17 protein-coding genes are annotated in these 18,318 nt (G+C 33.4%); 5 read left to right on the forward strand and 12 right to left on the reverse strand.

All coding sequences use genetic code 11. The annotated features are described in order from the left end of the window. The first annotated feature begins 14 nt into the window (after nucleotides 1-14). From ACM55M_RS05895 to hemN, 3 genes are all read left to right on the forward strand, one after another. Nucleotides 15-362, forward strand: coding sequence for a hypothetical protein (locus ACM55M_RS05895; RefSeq protein ID WP_416856653.1), 348 nt, complete (start codon nucleotides 15-17; stop codon nucleotides 360-362). Between the two features lie 115 nt (nucleotides 363-477). Then, complete coding sequence (locus tag ACM55M_RS05900; RefSeq protein ID WP_416856654.1) at nucleotides 478-951, forward strand: hypothetical protein; 474 nt, start codon at nucleotides 478-480, stop codon at nucleotides 949-951. Between the two features lie 137 nt (nucleotides 952-1,088). Continuing rightward, a complete protein-coding gene (gene hemN, locus ACM55M_RS05905; protein ID WP_416856655.1) occupies nucleotides 1,089-2,453 on the forward strand; it encodes an oxygen-independent coproporphyrinogen III oxidase in 1,365 nt (454 codons plus the stop codon). 165 nt (nucleotides 2,454-2,618) lie between these two features. Here the strand turns inward: hemN and ACM55M_RS05910 are convergent, their stop codons facing one another. The 8 genes from ACM55M_RS05910 to ACM55M_RS05945 all read right to left on the reverse strand — a co-directional run bounded on the left by ACM55M_RS05910 (nucleotide 2,619) and on the right by ACM55M_RS05945 (nucleotide 11,449). Continuing rightward, nucleotides 2,619-3,320, reverse strand: a complete 702-nt coding sequence (locus ACM55M_RS05910) for a sulfite exporter TauE/SafE family protein (protein WP_416856656.1) — start codon at nucleotides 3,318-3,320, stop codon at nucleotides 2,619-2,621. Between the two features lie 113 nt (nucleotides 3,321-3,433). After that, nucleotides 3,434-3,883, reverse strand: a complete 450-nt coding sequence (locus ACM55M_RS05915; protein WP_416856657.1) for a FixH family protein — start codon at nucleotides 3,881-3,883, stop codon at nucleotides 3,434-3,436. A gap of 40 nt (nucleotides 3,884-3,923) precedes the next feature. After that, a complete protein-coding gene (gene ccoG / locus ACM55M_RS05920; protein ID WP_416856658.1) occupies nucleotides 3,924-5,342 on the reverse strand; it encodes a cytochrome c oxidase accessory protein CcoG in 1,419 nt (472 codons plus the stop codon). A 76-nt stretch (nucleotides 5,343-5,418) separates the two neighbouring features. Continuing rightward, the gene (locus ACM55M_RS05925) at nucleotides 5,419-6,339 is read right to left on the reverse strand and encodes a cbb3-type cytochrome c oxidase N-terminal domain-containing protein (protein ID WP_416856659.1); all 921 of its coding nucleotides are present in this window, start codon (nucleotides 6,337-6,339) and stop codon (nucleotides 5,419-5,421) included. A 27-nt stretch (nucleotides 6,340-6,366) separates the two neighbouring features. Beyond that, on the reverse strand, nucleotides 6,367-6,537 hold the full coding sequence (locus ACM55M_RS05930; protein WP_416856660.1) for a CcoQ/FixQ family Cbb3-type cytochrome c oxidase assembly chaperone: 171 nt from the start codon (nucleotides 6,535-6,537) through the stop codon (nucleotides 6,367-6,369). 5 nt (nucleotides 6,538-6,542) lie between these two features. Next, nucleotides 6,543-8,732 carry a cytochrome-c oxidase, cbb3-type subunit I gene (gene ccoN / locus ACM55M_RS05935; protein ID WP_416856661.1) on the reverse strand — a complete coding sequence of 730 codons (2,190 nt, stop codon included), beginning with the start codon at nucleotides 8,730-8,732 and terminating at the stop codon, nucleotides 6,543-6,545. A gap of 2 nt (nucleotides 8,733-8,734) precedes the next feature. Next, entirely contained in the window at nucleotides 8,735-8,926 is a 192-nt protein-coding gene (gene ccoS / locus ACM55M_RS05940) for a cbb3-type cytochrome oxidase assembly protein CcoS (protein WP_416856662.1), read from the reverse strand. A gap of 117 nt (nucleotides 8,927-9,043) precedes the next feature. After that, a complete protein-coding gene (locus ACM55M_RS05945) occupies nucleotides 9,044-11,449 on the reverse strand; it encodes a heavy metal translocating P-type ATPase (RefSeq protein WP_416856663.1) in 2,406 nt (801 codons plus the stop codon). Nucleotides 11,450-11,559: 110 nt separating this feature from the next. On the opposite strand from ACM55M_RS05945, the gene ACM55M_RS05950 reads away from it, so the two are divergent. After that, nucleotides 11,560-12,240: a Crp/Fnr family transcriptional regulator gene (locus ACM55M_RS05950; RefSeq protein WP_416856664.1), complete on the forward strand. Its 681-nt coding sequence runs from the start codon at nucleotides 11,560-11,562 to the stop codon at nucleotides 12,238-12,240. 3 nt (nucleotides 12,241-12,243) lie between these two features. Here the strand turns inward: ACM55M_RS05950 and mazG are convergent, their stop codons facing one another. The 3 genes from mazG to def form a co-directional block, all read right to left on the reverse strand. Continuing rightward, nucleotides 12,244-13,017, reverse strand: a complete 774-nt coding sequence (mazG, locus tag ACM55M_RS05955) for a nucleoside triphosphate pyrophosphohydrolase (protein ID WP_416856665.1) — start codon at nucleotides 13,015-13,017, stop codon at nucleotides 12,244-12,246. Nucleotides 13,018-13,099: 82 nt separating this feature from the next. Beyond that, nucleotides 13,100-13,591 carry a DUF5606 family protein gene (locus ACM55M_RS05960; protein WP_416856666.1) on the reverse strand — a complete coding sequence of 164 codons (492 nt, stop codon included), beginning with the start codon at nucleotides 13,589-13,591 and terminating at the stop codon, nucleotides 13,100-13,102. 89 nt (nucleotides 13,592-13,680) lie between these two features. Then, nucleotides 13,681-14,268 carry a peptide deformylase gene (gene def / locus ACM55M_RS05965; protein WP_416856667.1) on the reverse strand — a complete coding sequence of 196 codons (588 nt, stop codon included), beginning with the start codon at nucleotides 14,266-14,268 and terminating at the stop codon, nucleotides 13,681-13,683. A gap of 195 nt (nucleotides 14,269-14,463) precedes the next feature. Between def and ACM55M_RS05970 the strand changes: the two genes are divergently transcribed. After that, nucleotides 14,464-16,677: an FUSC family protein gene (locus tag ACM55M_RS05970; protein WP_416856668.1), complete on the forward strand. Its 2,214-nt coding sequence runs from the start codon at nucleotides 14,464-14,466 to the stop codon at nucleotides 16,675-16,677. A 73-nt stretch (nucleotides 16,678-16,750) separates the two neighbouring features. On the opposite strand, the gene ACM55M_RS05975 is transcribed toward ACM55M_RS05970, so the two are convergent. Next, nucleotides 16,751-18,247, reverse strand: a complete 1,497-nt coding sequence (locus ACM55M_RS05975; RefSeq protein WP_416856669.1) for a malate:quinone oxidoreductase — start codon at nucleotides 18,245-18,247, stop codon at nucleotides 16,751-16,753. Between the last annotated feature and the right edge of the window lie 71 nt (nucleotides 18,248-18,318).

Below are 18,318 nucleotides of genomic sequence, written 5' to 3' on the forward strand. Positions count from 1 at the left end.
TTTAAATTTGCAAAATGAATTGGATTCGGAAAACAGTTGTTTTTATTGGACTTTCAATAGTTTTATTATTTGCTTCTAATGCAAACGAATCTTCTATTAAAAAAATTAAAATAGAAAAAACCAGTTCTTCCTTTTCTCCTGACCCCATTCATTCGTCAGTTTTTATTCAGCCCCACGCAAACAATATAGTTGGATTCCATTATAAAACTATCGATTATACAATTGCAAAATATCTTGAAAATTTTCTAGTTGCAATTCCGGATTTTAAAGTCCTAAAATTCTTTTCTCGTCATGCGAAACAAGACATCAACCGATGTGAAATGGTTTCGCTCCTACTCTTTCCTTTCCATTATTTTTGGTGATTTAAAGCGCTGATTCCGTAATTTGAAGATACACTTATCTTTCTTTTTAGAATGAATTCCTTTTGGTTTTCAATCGAATTTATCATGCTTTACAAATAACTCAAAAAATAAAAAAATGGATACATCCGTAACTATAATAGGTCTTGTAATAACAATTTTAATAGGCATTCCGCTCTTCTTTGTATTTCGCTCAAATGTTATTAATAAAAATAAAATCAAGGAGATAAAGAGGAAATACAGTCGTAATAATCATTTAAATTTTGAATTGACTGAAACACAAAACAAAAAAGTATTGGCGTTAGACAAAAAGAACAAAGGCTTCCTTTTAATGGATTTTAACGCTCCAGAAGAAGTAGTCACTTTTGTTAATTTAAATGATATTGCTTCTTGCAAACTGGTTGCTACAACTGAAAATAATTCTGCTAAAATCATAAAAATCGAATTTGAATTTGGATACAAAGAAGCCCATAAGAAAGAATTAGTTCAATTCTACACTATTGAAAACGAAATAATTGACCAGGAATGCCTGTACGAAGACCATGTATTGGCACAAAAATGGACAAAAATCATTACAGATTGTATTTCCTAAACTATAATTATTATTCATTAAAAGAGATTGTTCTAAAAGACAGTCTCTTTTTTTATAAATGCTATTTTTAATATGATAATTATCATTTTAAATTTTTAGGAGTAATGCTACTTTTGGTTATGCAAAATGACTTTACCATGAAAAACTCGTTAATTCAAAAATACAATGTTCCAGGCCCCAGATATACCAGTTACCCGACAGTTCCTTATTGGGAAGAAACTGATTTTTCGGATGAAATTTGGGTAGAAACCTTAAAAAAATCATTTATAGCGAGTAATAATTCGGAAGGAATAAGTTTGTATATCCATTTGCCTTTTTGCGAAAGCTTATGTACTTTTTGTGGCTGTAACAAGCGTATTACAAAAAATCATGCTGTCGAAAATCCATATATAGAAGCCGTTTTGAAAGAATGGGCTTTATATTGTAAAATACTTGGAGCTAAACCAACGATCAAAGAAATTCATTTAGGCGGTGGAACTCCCACTTTTTTCTCTACTAAAAATCTGGAGGATTTAATAAATGGTATTTTTAGTTATGCCAATAAAGCCAAAGACTATGAATTTAGTTTTGAAGGTCATCCAAACAATACTTCACATGAACACTTACAAAAACTATATGATTTAGGTTTTCGTAGAGTAAGTTTTGGTGTGCAAGATTATTCTGAAAAAGTTCAAAAAGCCATTCATAGAGAACAGCCTTTTCACAATGTTGCAAAAGTTACCTTTTGGGCAAGAGAAATTGGTTATACTTCCATTGGTCATGATATTATTTTTGGATTACCATTTCAGGAAATTGAAGATGTTATCGATACTATTGAGAAAACAAAATCATTACAACCCGATCGATTGGCTTTTTATAGTTATGCTCATGTTCCCTGGATTAAGGGAAATGGACAACGCGGTTTTAATGATAAAGACATTCCAAAAGATGATAAAAAAAGAATACTTTATGAAACGGGCAAAAAATTATTATACGAAAATGGATATCATGAAATAGGAATGGATCATTTTGCTTTGAAAACGGACAGTTTACATGACGCTTTCCAAAACGGGAAATTGCATCGCAATTTTATGGGATACAGCTCCTCAAAAACACAATTGATGATCGGTTTGGGTGTTTCCTCCATTAGTGACAGCTGGTATAGTTTTGCCCAGAATGTAAAAAATTTGGAAGATTATTATCAAATATTAGAATGGAATAAATTACCTGTTTTTAGAGGCCATTTATTAACCGATGAAGACCTCATCATCCGAAAACACATCTTGAATTTAATGTGCCAATTTGAAACTTCATGGCAAAATAACGAGAGCTATTTTATTGAAATTCCCGACGTTTTAATTCAGTTGAAGGAAATGGAACAAGATGGATTAGTTATCATAAATGACAATACGATTCAGGTTACGGAAAAAGGGATGCCTTATGTTCGTAATATCTGTATGGCATTTGATTTACGATTAAAAAGGAAAGCTCCAGAAACCGAATTATTTTCGATGACAATCTAGTGATTAGATTTACATAATTTTTAAAATAATATTAAAAAATTAAACACGAATTCCACAAATTTGCACGAATTAATTGGTAGAAATTGGTGGAATTCGTGTTTATTATACTATACGGTATTTACGTCAAGACAGTAGACTGAAAGCTTTGATTTTATATATTCAAAATTAATGGCAATTCGGGTTTGCTTGTATAAACAAACTTATATTGGATGGTGAAATATATGGAATTCCCAATCCCAATCCTCTCAAAATAAATAATACGCCTATGATTACGGCAACATAAGGAATTACTTTTTGGATTTTATTTCGAATAGCAATGGTCAAAAAGGAATTAACATACACGACACTGCTCATCATAGGAATGGTTCCTAATCCGAATAATATCATATACAAAACTCCCAGACTTTCACTCTGCATGGCAATGGCACCAAACAAAGCCACATAAACCATTCCGCAGGGCAAAAAACCATTGAGTAAGCCAATAATGAATAGTGATTTATAACTTTTGTTTCTAAACTGACTACCTAAAGCCGTTTTTATTGTAGCGATTAATTTAAAAACTGGTTTCGAAAAATTATATTTAGCAAAAATTTTATCAGGAGTTAACACCACAATAATCATGGAGATACCAATAAATATGGATAATTTCTGTTGCAGTCCGGCCATAAAAAAACCTTTACCCAGCAATCCAAAAACAAAACCAATCGTGGCATACGCCGTTATTCTTCCTAAATGATACGTGATAATTTGGGTAACTTTTTTTGCCTGATTATTCCTATCTACAGGTAACATCATAGCAATAGGTCCACACATTCCTATGCAGTGAAAACTACTTATTAAACCGAAAATGAAAGCCGTGTAAAGCATCTTTTTTAGATAATAGACAGATAGATAATAGACGAATAGAAGTTTACCGACAGAATATTTAAGTTGGATCAAATAGTATTGTCTATCCTCTTTTCGTCTATTATCTATTATCCTTAGTTTATATAAATTATTTCTTTGGTCAAATATGATTTACCCTCATAGTGCCATTCCATATTAATATCCCAGCGACCGCCTGACAAACTTTTTTTAGGTATGAGCAAAGTAGCATCAGATAACGAAATTGGAGTTTCAAAATCTAATCTTTTGTTAGACGGTCTATAAAGGGATACTTTTCCTTTAATATTTTTTGGCACAAACACATCCGGAAATACAATTGTGATTCCATCTGAAGTACTATTTACCAATGGTTTTTGAGCCAAATTTTGCGCGTTTTTAATGCGTATCATTTCATCCCCAAAATGAGCATCATGTTTGTAATACTCTTCCACAACCAACTCGTTGTCATATTTTGAATCGGATTGCACCGTAAAAACAAAATATAAAATGAAGGTTATAAACAACCCAAAAGCAATGACGATTCCCGTTCCCCAGTTAATTTTCATAGTATTGTTATTTTTATATTTAATCTAAAAAACAGATCTGCTAATCAAAACTTCTCGGACTTAAAAAACTGGTTACGCTGGTTTCAATTTTTTTAAGTCCATCATAAACATCAATTTTTAATTTTGTTTTATCACTTTTTAATAAATTTTGATTGATTTCAATAAACAAAGTTCCATTATACATTCCTTGTTTTGGGATTTTTACAGCTTGTTTTCCCACAACTTTTAAAGTTCCTTTTACGCCAACTAATTTGAAATGAATATCATTAAAATCATTATTGGTCTTATTGATAATTTTAAAAGTATAGATATTACTAATATTATCTCCTTTGTGTTGAAACAATTGTCCTGGTAATCTCAAAATACTGGCTTCTACATCTGTACGTAAAAACAATAATCCTATTAAAATCCCTGTCAAAATAAACAATACAGCGGAATAGCCTTTCATTCTGGGTGTGAACTTGAACGTTACTTTTTTCTCGATTTCATCTTCCGAAGCATAACGAATCAGTCCTTTTGGCAAACCCACGCTATCCATAATGGTATCGCATTCATCAATACAAGCGGTACAATTAATACATTCCATTTGCGTCCCGTTTCGAATATCAATTCCAGTTGGACAAACGTTCACACATTGTTTACAATCGATACAATCGCCCTTTCCTGTTGTTGCTCTGTCCTCTTGTTTATTAAATTTAGCCCTACCCACTTCTTTTTCACCTCGAACAAAATCATACGCAACATTTATCGATTTATCATCTAATAAAACGCCCTGCAATCTTCCGTAAGGACAAGCGATAATACAAACCTGTTCTCTAAACCATGCAAAAATAAAATAGAAAACTCCTGTGAAAATCAATAAAGAAACTAAAGTACTTACATGGTTTTCGGGTCCTTCTTCAATCATTAAAAATAAGGTATCGCTGCTGATCAGATAAGCCAGAAAGACATTGGCAATAAAAAAAGAAATAATGAGGAATAAAGACCACTTAAATCCTTTTTTCCTGATTTTTTCCGCATTCCATTCTTGTTTTTCCAAACGAATTTGGGCACCACGATCGCCTTCAATCCAATATTCAATTCTTCGAAAAACCATTTCTAAAAAGATAGTCTGCGGACAAATCCATCCGCAAAATATACGTCCAAAAATTACCGTAAAAAGGATGACGAAAACGACGCCAACAATCATAAAAAGAACGAAAAGATAAATATCTTGAGGCCAAAATGGAAATCCGAAAATATTGAATCTCCTTTCCAATATATTGAACATCATGAACTGATTACCATTAATCTTTATAAAAGGATTGGCGACAAGTACAGTCAACAAAAAGTAACTGACCCACTTTCTGTATTCATAAAATTTACCTGAGGGTTTTTTAGGGAAAATAAATTTTCGGTTCCCTTCTTCATCAATCGTTCCAATAGTATCTCTAAAAGCTTCGTCTGGTAATTTTGACATTTTTTTATTTTTGAATATTTAATCTAAAAAACTACGTTAAAGTTTTAGCCTTTGACATTGTTAATAGACTAACCTATTATTTTTTAACTTCAGTGCTTAAAGCAACCGTTTTAGGTGCATTCTCATCTACCCAAACTTCACCATCTGGTGCTTTTGGATCTTTAGGATTGCTTCCTTGTAAAGACAATATATAACTGGCAACATGCTGAATCTCTTTTGGCTTTAAAGTACCTTTCCAAGCAATCATTCCTTTTCCATCACGGCCTCCATTTGTAATGGTATGGAATAGATTTTTAATTCCTCCGCCCAAAATCCAGTTAACATCCGTTAAATTAGGTCCTATCTGTCCTCCAGCATCCGCTCTGTGACAAGCCGCGCAATTCGTTGTGAAAATTTCTTTTCCAGCCGCTAAATCAGCCGGTTCCGTCAATAAAACAACTGTTTTTTCATCCATTAAATCCGGTGCAGTTTTCATGTATTCGGCAATATCAATTTTGGCTTGGGTAACCTCTTTTTTAAGTTCCATTTCTTGATTGTCTGCTCCTAATAATTCAAATCGAACCATATAAATTAAGGCAAAAACAATACAGGCATAAAATGAATATACCCACCAAGGCGGTAAATTATTGTCTAATTCCTTGATTCCATCATAATCATGCTCTAACAATAATTCGCCTTCATTTTCTAATGGTACTGTATTTGTTAAACTTTTTATCAGATTTTTGAACCATTCTTTTTCTTTTAGACCCAAAGAATTAGCTTCTTCTAATTTTAGTTTTTGTTCCTCTGATAACAATTGATAGGTAATAGTATCAACGGCACTCATTGTAATTTCTATTGCTGTCAAAAGGAAAAGAAACACAAACAAAAAGACGGAAACCATTGGGAATTTTATAAATGCCGGTTTATCTCCAGAGTCAATAAAATATTCCATTGCCCCAAATACAGCAAAGAAAATAACTGGGACTCTAACATATGCTGGAATTAATTTTTTCATTTTCTAAATTTTAAAAAATTATACTATTTAATTGTCGTTCAAAGGAATTTGGCTCAATTCATTAATCTTTTCTTTTTTATATGAGAAAACCCACATACCAAGTCCTACAAAAAAGACGAAGAAAATTAATAACGATACGATTGGATATATCGCAACTCCGTCGATAGTTTCCATATTGTGTTTTATTTGTTCGAACATGACTTTTATTTTTTAGCTAGATCTTTTACTTTAATATCGGTTCCAAGTCTTTGCATGTAAGCAATCAAGGCAACGATTTCCCTTTCGTTCATTGGAACAAATTTTTCTCCTCTGGCTAATGCTTTTTTCTTGCTTTCATTGTAACTTTTGACAAAGTCAGGGTCGTTTTTCAAGCTTTCTTCAATTGCAATAGCTTGTTTTCTTAAATCATCCAATCCACTTGCAACCTGAGCTTTTGTATAAGGAACGCCCAATGTAACCATGACTTCCATTTTCTTTTTGGTTAAAGAAATATCCATTGGTTTATTATCAAAAAGCCATTTATAACCTGGCATAATTGATCCGGCAGATATACTTTGAGGACTCCAGAAGTGGTTAAAATGCCAGTTGTCATTGTATTTTTCTCCCACTCTTAATAAATCCGGACCTGTGCGTTTTGAACCCCAAAGGAATGGATGATCGTACACAAATTCCCCTGCTTTAGATTGTGGTCCATAGCGTTCCACTTCACTACGGAACGGACGAACAGACTGCGAATGACAACCCACGCAACCCTCACGAATATATAAATCGCGTCCTTCGAGTTCTAATGGAGAATAGGGCTTTACGCTTGCAATTGTTGGAATATTGGATTTAACCATAATCGTTGGTACAATTTGGATTACACCTCCAATTAAAATTGCTATTGTAGCTAATAGTGTCAATTGGATCGGTTTTCTTTCTAACCAAGGGTGAAATTTCTCTCCTTTTACTCTTCCTGCACTAATTTTCAATAATTCAGGAGCTTCGGCTAATTCATCTTCAATTTTAGAACCTGCTTTTACTGTTTGAATAATATTATAAACTAAAACAAACATTCCAGTTAAGTAAAGGGTTCCACCAATAGCTCTCATCCAATACATGGGCATAATTTGAGTTACTGTTTCCAGGAAGTTACCATAGGTTAAAGTTCCGTCCGGGTTAAACTGTTTCCACATAGAAGCCTGTAAAAATCCGGCAACGTACATTGGAATTGTATATAATATGATCCCTAAAGTCCCAATCCAAAAGTGAAAATTAGCCAATTTAAGAGAGTACAAACTACTTTTGGTTATTCTGGGAACCAACCAATAGATCATCCCAAAAGCCATAAATCCATTCCACGCTAATGCCCCTACGTGAACGTGAGCAATAATCCAATCCGTGTAATGCGCAATTGCGTTTACATTTTTCAAAGACAACATCGGACCTTCAAAAGTAGCCATTCCGTAACCTGTGATCGCTACAACAAAAAATTTCAAAACTGGATCCACACGTACTTTGTCCCAAACTCCTCTCAACGTTAAAAGTCCGTTTATCATTCCGCCCCATGATGGCGCAATCAACATGATAGAAAAAGCAACACCTAAATTTTGCGCCCAGTTAGGCAATGCTGAATACAATAAATGGTGTGGTCCAGCCCAGATATATAAAAATATTAAGGACCAAAAGTGAACAATCGATAATCTATAAGAATACACAGGACGATTAGCCGCTTTTGGAACAAAATAATACATCAATCCTAAGAAAGGCGTAGTCAAGAAAAACGCAACCGCATTATGACCGTACCACCATTGAACTAAAGCATCTTGAACTCCCGCATAAACAGAATAACTTTTCATAGCAGAAACCGGTAATGATAAACTATTGAAAATATGCAAAACTGCAACAGTAACGAATGTCGCCAAGTAAAACCAAATCGCAACATACAAATGACGCTCTCTACGTTTCAGGATAGTTCCAATCATATTGATTCCAAAAACAACCCAAATTAATGCTATTGCTATATCTATAGGCCATTCCAATTCAGCATATTCTTTAGAAGAACTGTAACCCATTGGCAAGGAAATGGCAGCGGCAACAATAATTAATTGCCAACCCCAAAAATTCAGATTACTCAAAAAATCACTAAACATTCTGGCTTTAAGCAATCGTTGCAAAGAGTAATAAATCCCTGCAAACATAGCATTTCCTACAAAAGCAAAAATAACGGCATTAGTATGTAAAGGTCTTAATCGACCATAACTCAACCACGAAATCCCATCAGTTATATTGGGGAAAAGGAACATAAAGGCTAATGTAAGCCCCACTAACATCCCTACCACTCCAAATACAATGGTTGCGTAAATGAATTTTTTTACAATTTTGTTGTCATAATAAAACTGTTGCATTTCCATAATTAAATTTGTTTTTCTTCTATTGTTTGTATTTTCTTTTGGGGTGCTTTCTTGATTTCGTCGTCAAAAAGCATTCTAACCGACGGTGTGTAATCATCGTCATATTGTCCTGTTTTTACTGCGAAAATAAATGCAATAAAAAAAACAAGAGCTACGATTATACTGATGGAGATTAATAAATAAATGACACTCATACCTTACTTTGTGTTAAACAAAATTACATTGCTGTTTTCTAAAAAAATATGACATTTATCATACTTACCCTTTTAGTCCAAATCATTAAGACTCTCCTTTTAAAAGCTTGCATAATTCTATTTATTCCTCGCATAATAATTACTCATTACTGTCACAAAACTAACAATCGTTATGGTACTCAAAGGCATGATAATGGCTGCAACCAAAGGCAATAAATTTCCGGTAACAGCAAATGATAACCCTACTACATTGTATAATAATGATACTGCAAAACTCATTTTGATAGTCGTAATGGATTTCTTTGACAGTTTCAAAAAATAGTTCAGTTTTTGAAATTCATTGGCATCTAAAATGGCATCACAGGCCGGTGAAAAAACATTCACGTTTTCTGAAATTGAAATCCCTACGTTACTTTGTGCCAAAGCTCCAGCATCATTCAATCCGTCCCCTACCATCATCACATTTTTGCCGTTCTGCTGTAATTTTTTAATGAATTCTAATTTTTCTTCCGGTTTTTGATTGAAAATTAACTCCGAGCCTTTCGGCAAAAGTTTTCCTAAAGTTGCCCGTTCTCCTTCATTATCTCCAGACAAAACCTTAATTTGATACTTACCGCTTAAATCCTTGAAAAGCTCCCCTAACCCTTCTCTGTATTGATTATTGAAAATGAATTTTCCATAATAAACACTATTTATTTTTATATGAACAGATGTTTGCTGAATGTTCTTTTCTTCTGTTTTTTCTACAAAAGCTGCTGAACCAATTTGAATTTGGTATCCAAAAATTTGAGCCTGAATTCCCTTTCCTGTAATTTCCTCAAAAGCATCAACTTTTAACTTTTTGGTTTCCTTTGCCAATTTGTTTTGTAAAATCGGAACTGGTAAATACTCATATAACATTCTGCTCAACGGATGATTGGAGGCCCGAAGTACATTTTTAATCAGTAACAAATTTTCATTAGTTAGAACGTCACCCTCATACGATATATTCGATTTTTTATTGGTGGTAATGGTACCCGTTTTGTCAAAAACAATGGTATCTACTTTGGCTAATTGTTCAATAACTAAAGCGTTTTTGAGATAGAATTTCTGCTTCCCTAAAATTCGCAATACATTCCCGAAAGTAAATGGTGCAGTCAATGCCAAAGCGCATGGACAAGCAACAATGAGTACGGCTGTGAAAACATTGAAAGCAATAGTAGCGTCAATAGAAATCCAATATCCAAATCCAGCAAAGGCAATTAATAAAAGTATGGGCGTAAAATAACGAGAAATTCTGTCTGTTATCGTTTTGTGTTTTTGTTCTACATTTTTTTGGAACACATCATTGCTCCATAATTGCGTCAAATAGCTTTGTGAAACGGAATGTAAGACTTCCATCTCTATCACTTTACCTATTTGTTTTCCGCCTGCAAATACTTTATCGCCAGATTGTTTGGTAATAGGAATAGCTTCCCCAGTTACAAAACTATAATCTATTGCTGCTTTTTCAGATATTAAAATACCGTCAACAGGAATGAGTTCTTGGTTTCTGATCAGTAATCGATCCCCTTTTTCAACTTCGTAAACAGCGACACTTTCTTCCGAAGCATCTGTATTAATTTTGGTAATTGCTATTGGAAAATAAGATTTAAAATCCCTTTCGAAACTCAAAAAACTGTAGGTTTTGATTTGGAACATTTTACCCAAAAGCATAAAAAAAATCAATCCTGTTAAACTGTCAAAAAAACCAGAACCGTAATCCATCAGGATGTCGAATGTACTTCGCACAAACATCACAATAATTCCCAAAGCAATGGGAATATCGATATTGAGCATTTTAGATTTGATACTTTTATACGCCGAAACATAATAACCACTGGCCGAATAGAAAAAACTGGGTAATGATAATATAAAAATAGCTCCTCTAAAAAAGTCTCGGTATTGGTCCAGCCAAAATTCCTTGACCTCAAAATATTCTGGAAATGAAAGCAACATGATATTTCCAAAACAAAAGAAGGCTACCCCTAATTTATAGGTCAAACTTCTATCGACATTATTAGTCCCCGTTTCATAGTTTTCAAGACTTATGTAGGGTTCATATCCAATGGAACTCAATAAATAAACAATAGTTTTAATAGAAACAACTTCCGGATTGAAAGTGATTCGAACTCTTTTTTCAGGAAAATTGACCTGAGAAGTGCTTATTCCTTTTTGAAGACGCTGTAGATTTTCCAGAATCCAAATACACGAACTGCAATGAATATGAGGAATATTAAGTGAAATAATAGCGGTTGAATTTTCTTGAAATTCCAAAAGTTTAGAAACGATACTTTCATTATCTAAAAAATCATATTTACCATTACTATCTTGCGGGGTTGCTCCAGGGGATTTTTCAAAATCATAATAACAAGTCAAATCATTGAGGCTAAAAATTTCGTACACGGTTTTACAACCATTGCAACAAAATTTTTTGGCATCAAAAATAATTTGATCTTCTTTTATAACATCTAACCCACAATGGAAACAGTTTTGTGTGTCCATAACTTTGCTCATTTTACCTTGAACAAAGGTGACAAATTGAATACGTTAAAAATATGACATTTATCATATTAAAGAGTTAGTTTTGTAATACCAATAAAATGATAAACAAGATGAGCAAATGCGAACAATGTATCGTTAGAGAATTTAGCTCTTTGAAAGCACTTACTAAAGACGAATTACTAAAACTTTCTGACTGCAAAACATCTCACACTATTAAAAAAGGTGAAGTGATTTTTGAAGAAGGAGAAAACGTCAATGGTATTTATTGCGTTAAGGATGGTATTTGCAAGCTCACAAAACTGAGTCCAAACGGTAAAGACCACATTGTTAAGCTAGTTACAAAAGGAGAGTTATTAGGGCAACGTTCCATGATCAGTGACGAGCCTGTAAATCTAAGTGCTGTTGCCCTTGAAGACATGGAGGTTTGTTTTATTCCAAAGTCAGAAGTGATGGGATACTTTGACAAAAACAATCAGTTTTCGATGAATGTGATGAAAACTATTTGTGGAGACCTAAAAGAGGCTGATGATCATATGGTCAATTTGGCACAAAAAACAGTCAAAGAAAGATTAGCAGAAACACTTCTTTATTTACACGATACTTTCGGAAAAAATGAAGATAACTCCTTAAAAATCCAACTTTCAAGAGACGAATTAGCCAGTATGATTGGTACTGCCACCGAAAGCTGTATTCGTTTGCTGTCGGATTTTAAAAAATTAGGACTAATTGATTTGGCTGGTAAAAAGATTGTTTTAAAAGACATAGCCAAACTCAAAAGAATTGCCGATTAAAAATTACAATTTCTTGGCTTCTTCCCAAAAAACATCCATTTCTGCAAGTGTCATATCCATCAATGGTTTTCCTAATTCTCCCGCTTTACTTTCTAAATATTGAAAGCGCTTAATAAATTTTTTATTGGTTCGTTCCAAAGCATCTTCGGGATTTACATTTAGAAATCGGGCATAATTTATCATTGAAAACAAAACATCTCCAAACTCGGCTTCTATTTTATCCTGATCACCAGCTTGAACCTCAACTTGCAATTCTTCTAATTCTTCCTGAACTTTATCCCAAACCTGATGCGATTCTTCCCAATCAAATCCTACTCCTTTTACTTTATCTTGAATTCTACTGGCTTTTACTAATGCGGGTAAACTTTTGGGCACACCCTCCAAAACTGATTTTTTTCCTTCTTTGAGTTTCAGTTTTTCCCAGTTTTGCTTCACTTCTTCTTCGTCTTTTACAACAACATCACTGTAAATATGCGGATGACGGTGAATTAACTTTTCACAAATTTCATTGCAAACATCTGCCATGTCAAAATCGTTGGTTTCGCTTCCTATTTTGGCATAGAAAACAATATGCAATAACAAATCCCCTAATTCTTTTTTGACTTCGTTCAAATCATTATCTAAAATAGCGTCGCCTAATTCGTAGGTTTCTTCTATGGTAAGATGCCGTAAAGTTTGCATGGTTTGCTTTTTGTCCCAAGGACATTTTTCACGCAAATCATCCATAATATCCAATAATCTTTCGAAAGCTTGCAGTTGGTTTTGTCTTGAATTCATAAGAAATGATTTTTTGTAAAAATAAAAAATCCTGTTCAGGAAAATAGCTGAACAGGATTAAATAGTATATTAAAAATAGGAACTACTCTTTTGTAGCTTTTGCTTTTTTTGCAGGAGCTTTCACTTCTGTCTCTTGAGCAACAGCAACAAGTTCTTCAGCAGCTGGTGTTTCTTCAGTTGCGGCCGATACTTCATCAGTAACCAACCCTTTTGCCTGAAGCATATTATACCAGTTTAAAATTTTCTTGATATCAGATGCATAAACTCTTTCTTCATCATAATCAGGTAAAATTTCTTTAAAATAAGCCGTTAATGTAGCATTATCTTCTTTATGAGAAATCGCCGCACCTTTATTTTCTTTATCTGCAATTTTTTGCATGACATCAGCTAATGGTTTTTCGCCTTCATACGTATAAACTGAAATCTCGGACAATAAACTCACATTACTTTTTAAATTTACTGTAATTTTTTTCCCGTCCACTAATGATTCTGCAACAAACCCAGTGCGTGTTTGTACTCTCAAAATGTATAAACCCGGTTTCCCGGAAATGGATAATATTTTTTCTAAATTCATGTTTTTGTAATTATTTATTAAGAATTTGACTTATTTATTTTTTCATTTAAAACCAAAAACCATACCAAGGTAAAGCTATAAATGCTATTTTATCTTCCTTTTTTGGCAAAAAATTTCATTCGGTACTCTTGGAATGTTTTGCCTTCCAAGATATTTTTTAGTTTCTTTTGAATCAACCGTTTTTTTAATGTCGAAATTTTGTCTGTAAACAAAACCCCTTCGATATGATCGTATTCGTGTTGAATTACTCTGGCGATTAAACCTTCGAATACTTCGGTTTTCATCACAAAATCCTCTTCGCAATACTCAATAGTTATGGTTGGATTTCGATAGACATCTTCACGAACATCTGGAATACTCAAACATCCTTCGTTGAAACTCCATTCTGGTCCTTCTTCTTTTATCATTTTTGCATTGATAAAAGTTTTTTTGAATCCTTTCAATTCTTTTTGTTTAGAATCTTCTAAATCTTCATCTTCACTAAAAGGAGTTGTATCGATTACAAATAAGCGAACTGCTAATCCTACTTGTGGTGCAGCAAGTCCAACACCATAAGCATTATACATCGTTTCGTACATATTGGCAATTATTTCTTTCAAGTTTGGATGTTCCGGTGAAAGAACTTCTCCTACTTTTCTCAAAACAGGATCACCATATCCTATAATTGGTAAAATCATTATTAATGTATTAAGTATTATCTACTAAAATCTGAATAGTCTTCCCTTTAATTCAGTCTGCAAAAATAGTAAAAAAATAGACAATCATTAATCCTGAATTGATAATTAGTGTTTTTTTACGATTAAGTCCAAAACACCTCTATTTATCCTTTGAATAATTCGTACAATTCTTACCTTTGTTTGTAATTCAACTATATGATTTACAGAATCCGAAAATTTACCGACAGTACCTATTTCAATAATGCCCTAAAAGTAACAATAGCAGCTGTTCTACCAGTTTTGTTGTTTTCTTTTCTTGGTGATTTTGAAATGGGATTTACAATAGCGCTAGGAGCTTTTTTCACCTATCCAAGTGACATTCCAAGTAGCTTAAAACATAAAATTAACGGTGTTCTCGTTACCGCTTTTTTAGTTGCCGGTGTCAATTTGTTAGTCAATATTATGCATCCGTATTCTTGGATTTTTTATCCTTTTTTAGCCTTGTTGATTTTCTTGTTATCCATGATTTCTGTATATGAAAAAAGAGCCACAGCGGTTTCTTTCTCTGCACTACTTGCAGTTGCATTAGCCTTTGCACATTTACATACCGGCTGGGAAATGATTGAATACTCAGGATTAATTCTGGCTGGAGGTTTGTTCTACCTCCTAATCTCGCTCATTTTTCATTATGTAAGCCCTCATCGTTACATCGAATTACAAATTGCTGAGTGTATCAAACTCACGGCAAAGTATTTAAAACTAAGAGGTGATTTATGGACCATTGACGCGGATAGAAAAGCAATTATTGAAAAACAACTACATCTTCAGGTAGAGCTCAATACCATTCGAGAAAACATAAGAGAAGTACTTATTAGCAGTCATACTAATTCTGGTTCTTCCAATCAAAACCGAAAGATGCTTATCGTTTTTATTTCTTTGATAGAAATTTTGGAACTTGCTTTATCCACTTCATTCGACCATGACAAGCTGCATCAAAAATTTGACGATCATCCAAAGGTGTTGCTAACCTATCAAAGTTTGGCTTATAATCTTGCGGCAAGTTTAAAACACGTATATAAAAGTGTACAAAACCGAACCAAATATATTTCTAAACATAATTTAGTTGGGGATTTAAATGCTTTACAAGTTGCCATCACAGAATACGAAAATGACTTAGGAAAAACTGCCGCTTCCGAAGGTGTTTTTATGCTGACTACCATGCTTCAATATGCCGAAAAACAAGTCGAAAAAATAAAAATTGTAGAACGTGCTTTTACTTTAGCTATCAATTCATTGGATTTTAAAGGAAAAGACAAAGACTTAGAAAAATTTCTGACGCCACAATACTATCCTTTAAGTACGCTGATTCAAAATCTCAGTTTCTCCTCCACTATTTTCAGGCATTCACTCCGATTAACCATCACTATTCTGATCGGTTTTATCATTGGTAATGTACTGCCTTTTCACAACGTATATTGGATTCTATTGACTATCATCGTAATCATGCGACCAGGATATGGCTTGACCAAACAACGTTCCTTTCATCGAATTTTTGGCACTATTTTAGGCGGGTTAATTGCATTTGGAGTTCTTACCTTCATACATAACAGCATCGTAATCAGTATTTTTTCTATTCTTTGCATGCTTTTAGGATTCTCCTTTACGCAAACAAATTATAAAGTCAGCGCTACATTTGTGACCATGTATATCGTTTTTATTTATGGAATATTGACTCCCAATATTAATGATGTAATTCAATATAGAATTTTGGACACCATCGTTGGAGCCGCTTTAGCTTTTCTTGCCAATCACTTTTTATGGCCTTCATGGGAATTTTTAAACATTCCTATTCATTTGGAGAAATCTATTAAAGCAAATCAAAATTACCTGAAGGAAATCTCTGTTTTATACAATGAAAAAGGAATAATTTCTACTGCATACCGATTAGCCAGAAAGAATGCTTTTATCGAAATAGGTAATTTAATGGCTTCTTTCCAAAGAATGATTCAAGAACCCAAATCCAAACAAAAACAACTGCCACAAGTATATAAACTGGCCATACTTAATCATTCCTTACTTTCCTCTTCAGCTTCATTGGGAACTTACATTCAGTCTCACAAAACAACATCTGCTTCTGAGGCATTTAATGTTGTGGTCGATACCGTTATTAAAAATCTGGATAACGCTATTGCACTATTGAAAGAAAATGATTTAGATATAAAAGAAAATCTGCCAAAAGAAGATTTAGCCATGCGTTTTACGGAGTTAAAAAACATTCGGGAAAAAGAATTAAAAGAAGGAATTCCTATCGATGAGGAAGCATTTCAACTGAAAATGCAAGAAGCACAATTGGTTATAGAACAATTACTCTGGTTAACTAATTTATCAAAAAATATTGTAAAGACAACAAAAGAGCTAATCGATTCCTAAAATCAAAAAGCACTGGAATTAGATTGAATATCTAAAAACCCAGCGCTTTTTATTTTATTTTATTTTAAAATGTCTAATTATTCAGTTTTAGAATTTCAGCAGTATCTTTTCTTATTTCTTCCAATAGGGTTGGATTCGTATTCAAAGCCTTTCCATATGACGGAATCATCATTTTTAATTTTTTCTGCCATTCCGGTGTTTCAATTTCTTCTTTAAAACATCTTCCTATTAAATCAATCATAATAGAAACTGCAGTTGAAGCTCCAGGAGAAGCACCAAGTAAAACAGATAATGAACCATCCGCAGTTGTGATTACTTCAGTACCAAATTCTAATATTCCACCTTCTTTTTCGTCTTTCTTTATAACTTGTACGCGTTGACCCGCTCGCTCTAATTTCCAGTCTTTAGATCTTGCACTTGGAACATATTCTCTTAACGCATTAATTCTATCTTTTGGTGATTGACGCACTTGCTCAATCAAATATTTTGTAAGTGGAATATTTTTAATCCCAGCAGCAATCATAGGAAAGATATTGTCTGGCTTTATTGATAATGGTAAATCAGAATACGATCCATTTTTTAAAAACCGAGTTGAAAAACCCGCAAAAGGTCCAAAAAGCAATGCTTTTTCTCCATTTATCATTCGGGAATCAATATGTGGTACAGACATCGGTGGCGCACCTACACTAGCTTTACCGTAAACCTTAGCCTGATGTTTTGCAATCACATCTGGATTGGTACATTTCAGCCATTGTCCACTTACTGGGAAACCTCCGAAACCTTTTCCTTCAGGAACATCTGCTTTTTCTAATAATGGTAATGAACCACCACCAGCTCCTATAAAGACAAATTTGGTATATGCTTTTCTTTTTTGGCCTGTAGCCAAATCTGTAATTTTTATTCTCCAAGATTTATCCTCACGTTGTTTCAATTTTTGAACTTCGTGATGAAAATGCATCGTAACACCATCCAATTGAGTCAAATAATTGAACATGCTTCTGGTTAATTCTCCAAAATTCACATCCGTTCCAATTACCATAGAAGTTGCCGCAACTTTCTCAGATTCATTTCTGCCTTCCATAACCAAAGGCATCCATTCCTTTAACTGAGAAAAATCAGTACTGAAAAGCATTTCTTTAAAAAGCGGATTAGCTTGTAAGGCTTCATATCTTTTTTTAAGATACGCTACATTTTTATCACCCCAAACAAAACTCATATGTGGAATGCTTTTTATAAAATTTTCAGGAGATGAAACTTTTTTCTGTTGGACTAAATAAGCCCAAAACTGACGAGAAACTTCGAAAGATTCCGCAATACTAATTGCTTTTTTAGGACTAATACTTCCATCTTCACTTTCAGGAGTATAATTAAGCTCACAAAAAGCAGAATGTCCGGTTCCAGCATTATTCCATGCATCAGAACTTTCGGCAGCAGCAATATCTAATCTTTCGTAAATTTCAATTTTTATATCCGGTTGTAATTCTTTTAGGATTAAGCCAAGTGTGGCGCTCATTATTCCAGCTCCTATAAGAACTACATCACTATTTGAACGAATGGTTGTATCAGGCATAACAAAATTTTAAAGCGCAAAGATACTTTATATAACCATAAAAATTATAACAAATTATTATTAAAAAGTAG

It is taken from the genome of Flavobacterium galactosi, from assembly GCF_048158585.1.
Lineage (GTDB): Bacteria > Bacteroidota > Bacteroidia > Flavobacteriales > Flavobacteriaceae > Flavobacterium > Flavobacterium galactosi.

Coding starts and splice junctions, on each gene's coding strand:
- ccoG (WP_416856658.1), bottom strand. CDS start 5,342: ATGTCAAAATTACCAGACGAAGCTTTTAGAGATACTATTGGAACGATT.
- def (WP_416856667.1), bottom strand. CDS start 14,268: ATGATTTTACCAATTATAGGATATGGTGATCCTGTTTTGAGAAAAGTA.
- ACM55M_RS05945 (WP_416856663.1), bottom strand. CDS start 11,449: ATGGACACACAAAACTGTTTCCATTGTGGGTTAGATGTTATAAAAGAA.
- ACM55M_RS05900 (WP_416856654.1), top strand. CDS start 478: ATGGATACATCCGTAACTATAATAGGTCTTGTAATAACAATTTTAATA.
- hemN (WP_416856655.1), top strand. CDS start 1,089: ATGAAAAACTCGTTAATTCAAAAATACAATGTTCCAGGCCCCAGATAT.
- ccoN (WP_416856661.1), bottom strand. CDS start 8,732: ATGGAAATGCAACAGTTTTATTATGACAACAAAATTGTAAAAAAATTC.
- ACM55M_RS05950 (WP_416856664.1), top strand. CDS start 11,560: ATGAGCAAATGCGAACAATGTATCGTTAGAGAATTTAGCTCTTTGAAA.
- ACM55M_RS05960 (WP_416856666.1), bottom strand. CDS start 13,591: ATGAATTTAGAAAAAATATTATCCATTTCCGGGAAACCGGGTTTATAC.
- mazG (WP_416856665.1), bottom strand. CDS start 13,017: ATGAATTCAAGACAAAACCAACTGCAAGCTTTCGAAAGATTATTGGAT.
- ACM55M_RS05910 (WP_416856656.1), bottom strand. CDS start 3,320: ATGCTTTACACGGCTTTCATTTTCGGTTTAATAAGTAGTTTTCACTGC.
- ACM55M_RS05930 (WP_416856660.1), bottom strand. CDS start 6,537: ATGTTCGAACAAATAAAACACAATATGGAAACTATCGACGGAGTTGCG.
- ACM55M_RS05975 (WP_416856669.1), bottom strand. CDS start 18,247: ATGCCTGATACAACCATTCGTTCAAATAGTGATGTAGTTCTTATAGGA.
- ACM55M_RS05925 (WP_416856659.1), bottom strand. CDS start 6,339: ATGAAAAAATTAATTCCAGCATATGTTAGAGTCCCAGTTATTTTCTTT.
- ccoS (WP_416856662.1), bottom strand. CDS start 8,926: ATGAGTGTCATTTATTTATTAATCTCCATCAGTATAATCGTAGCTCTT.
- ACM55M_RS05970 (WP_416856668.1), top strand. CDS start 14,464: ATGATTTACAGAATCCGAAAATTTACCGACAGTACCTATTTCAATAAT.
- ACM55M_RS05895 (WP_416856653.1), top strand. CDS start 15: ATGAATTGGATTCGGAAAACAGTTGTTTTTATTGGACTTTCAATAGTT.
- ACM55M_RS05915 (WP_416856657.1), bottom strand. CDS start 3,883: ATGAAAATTAACTGGGGAACGGGAATCGTCATTGCTTTTGGGTTGTTT.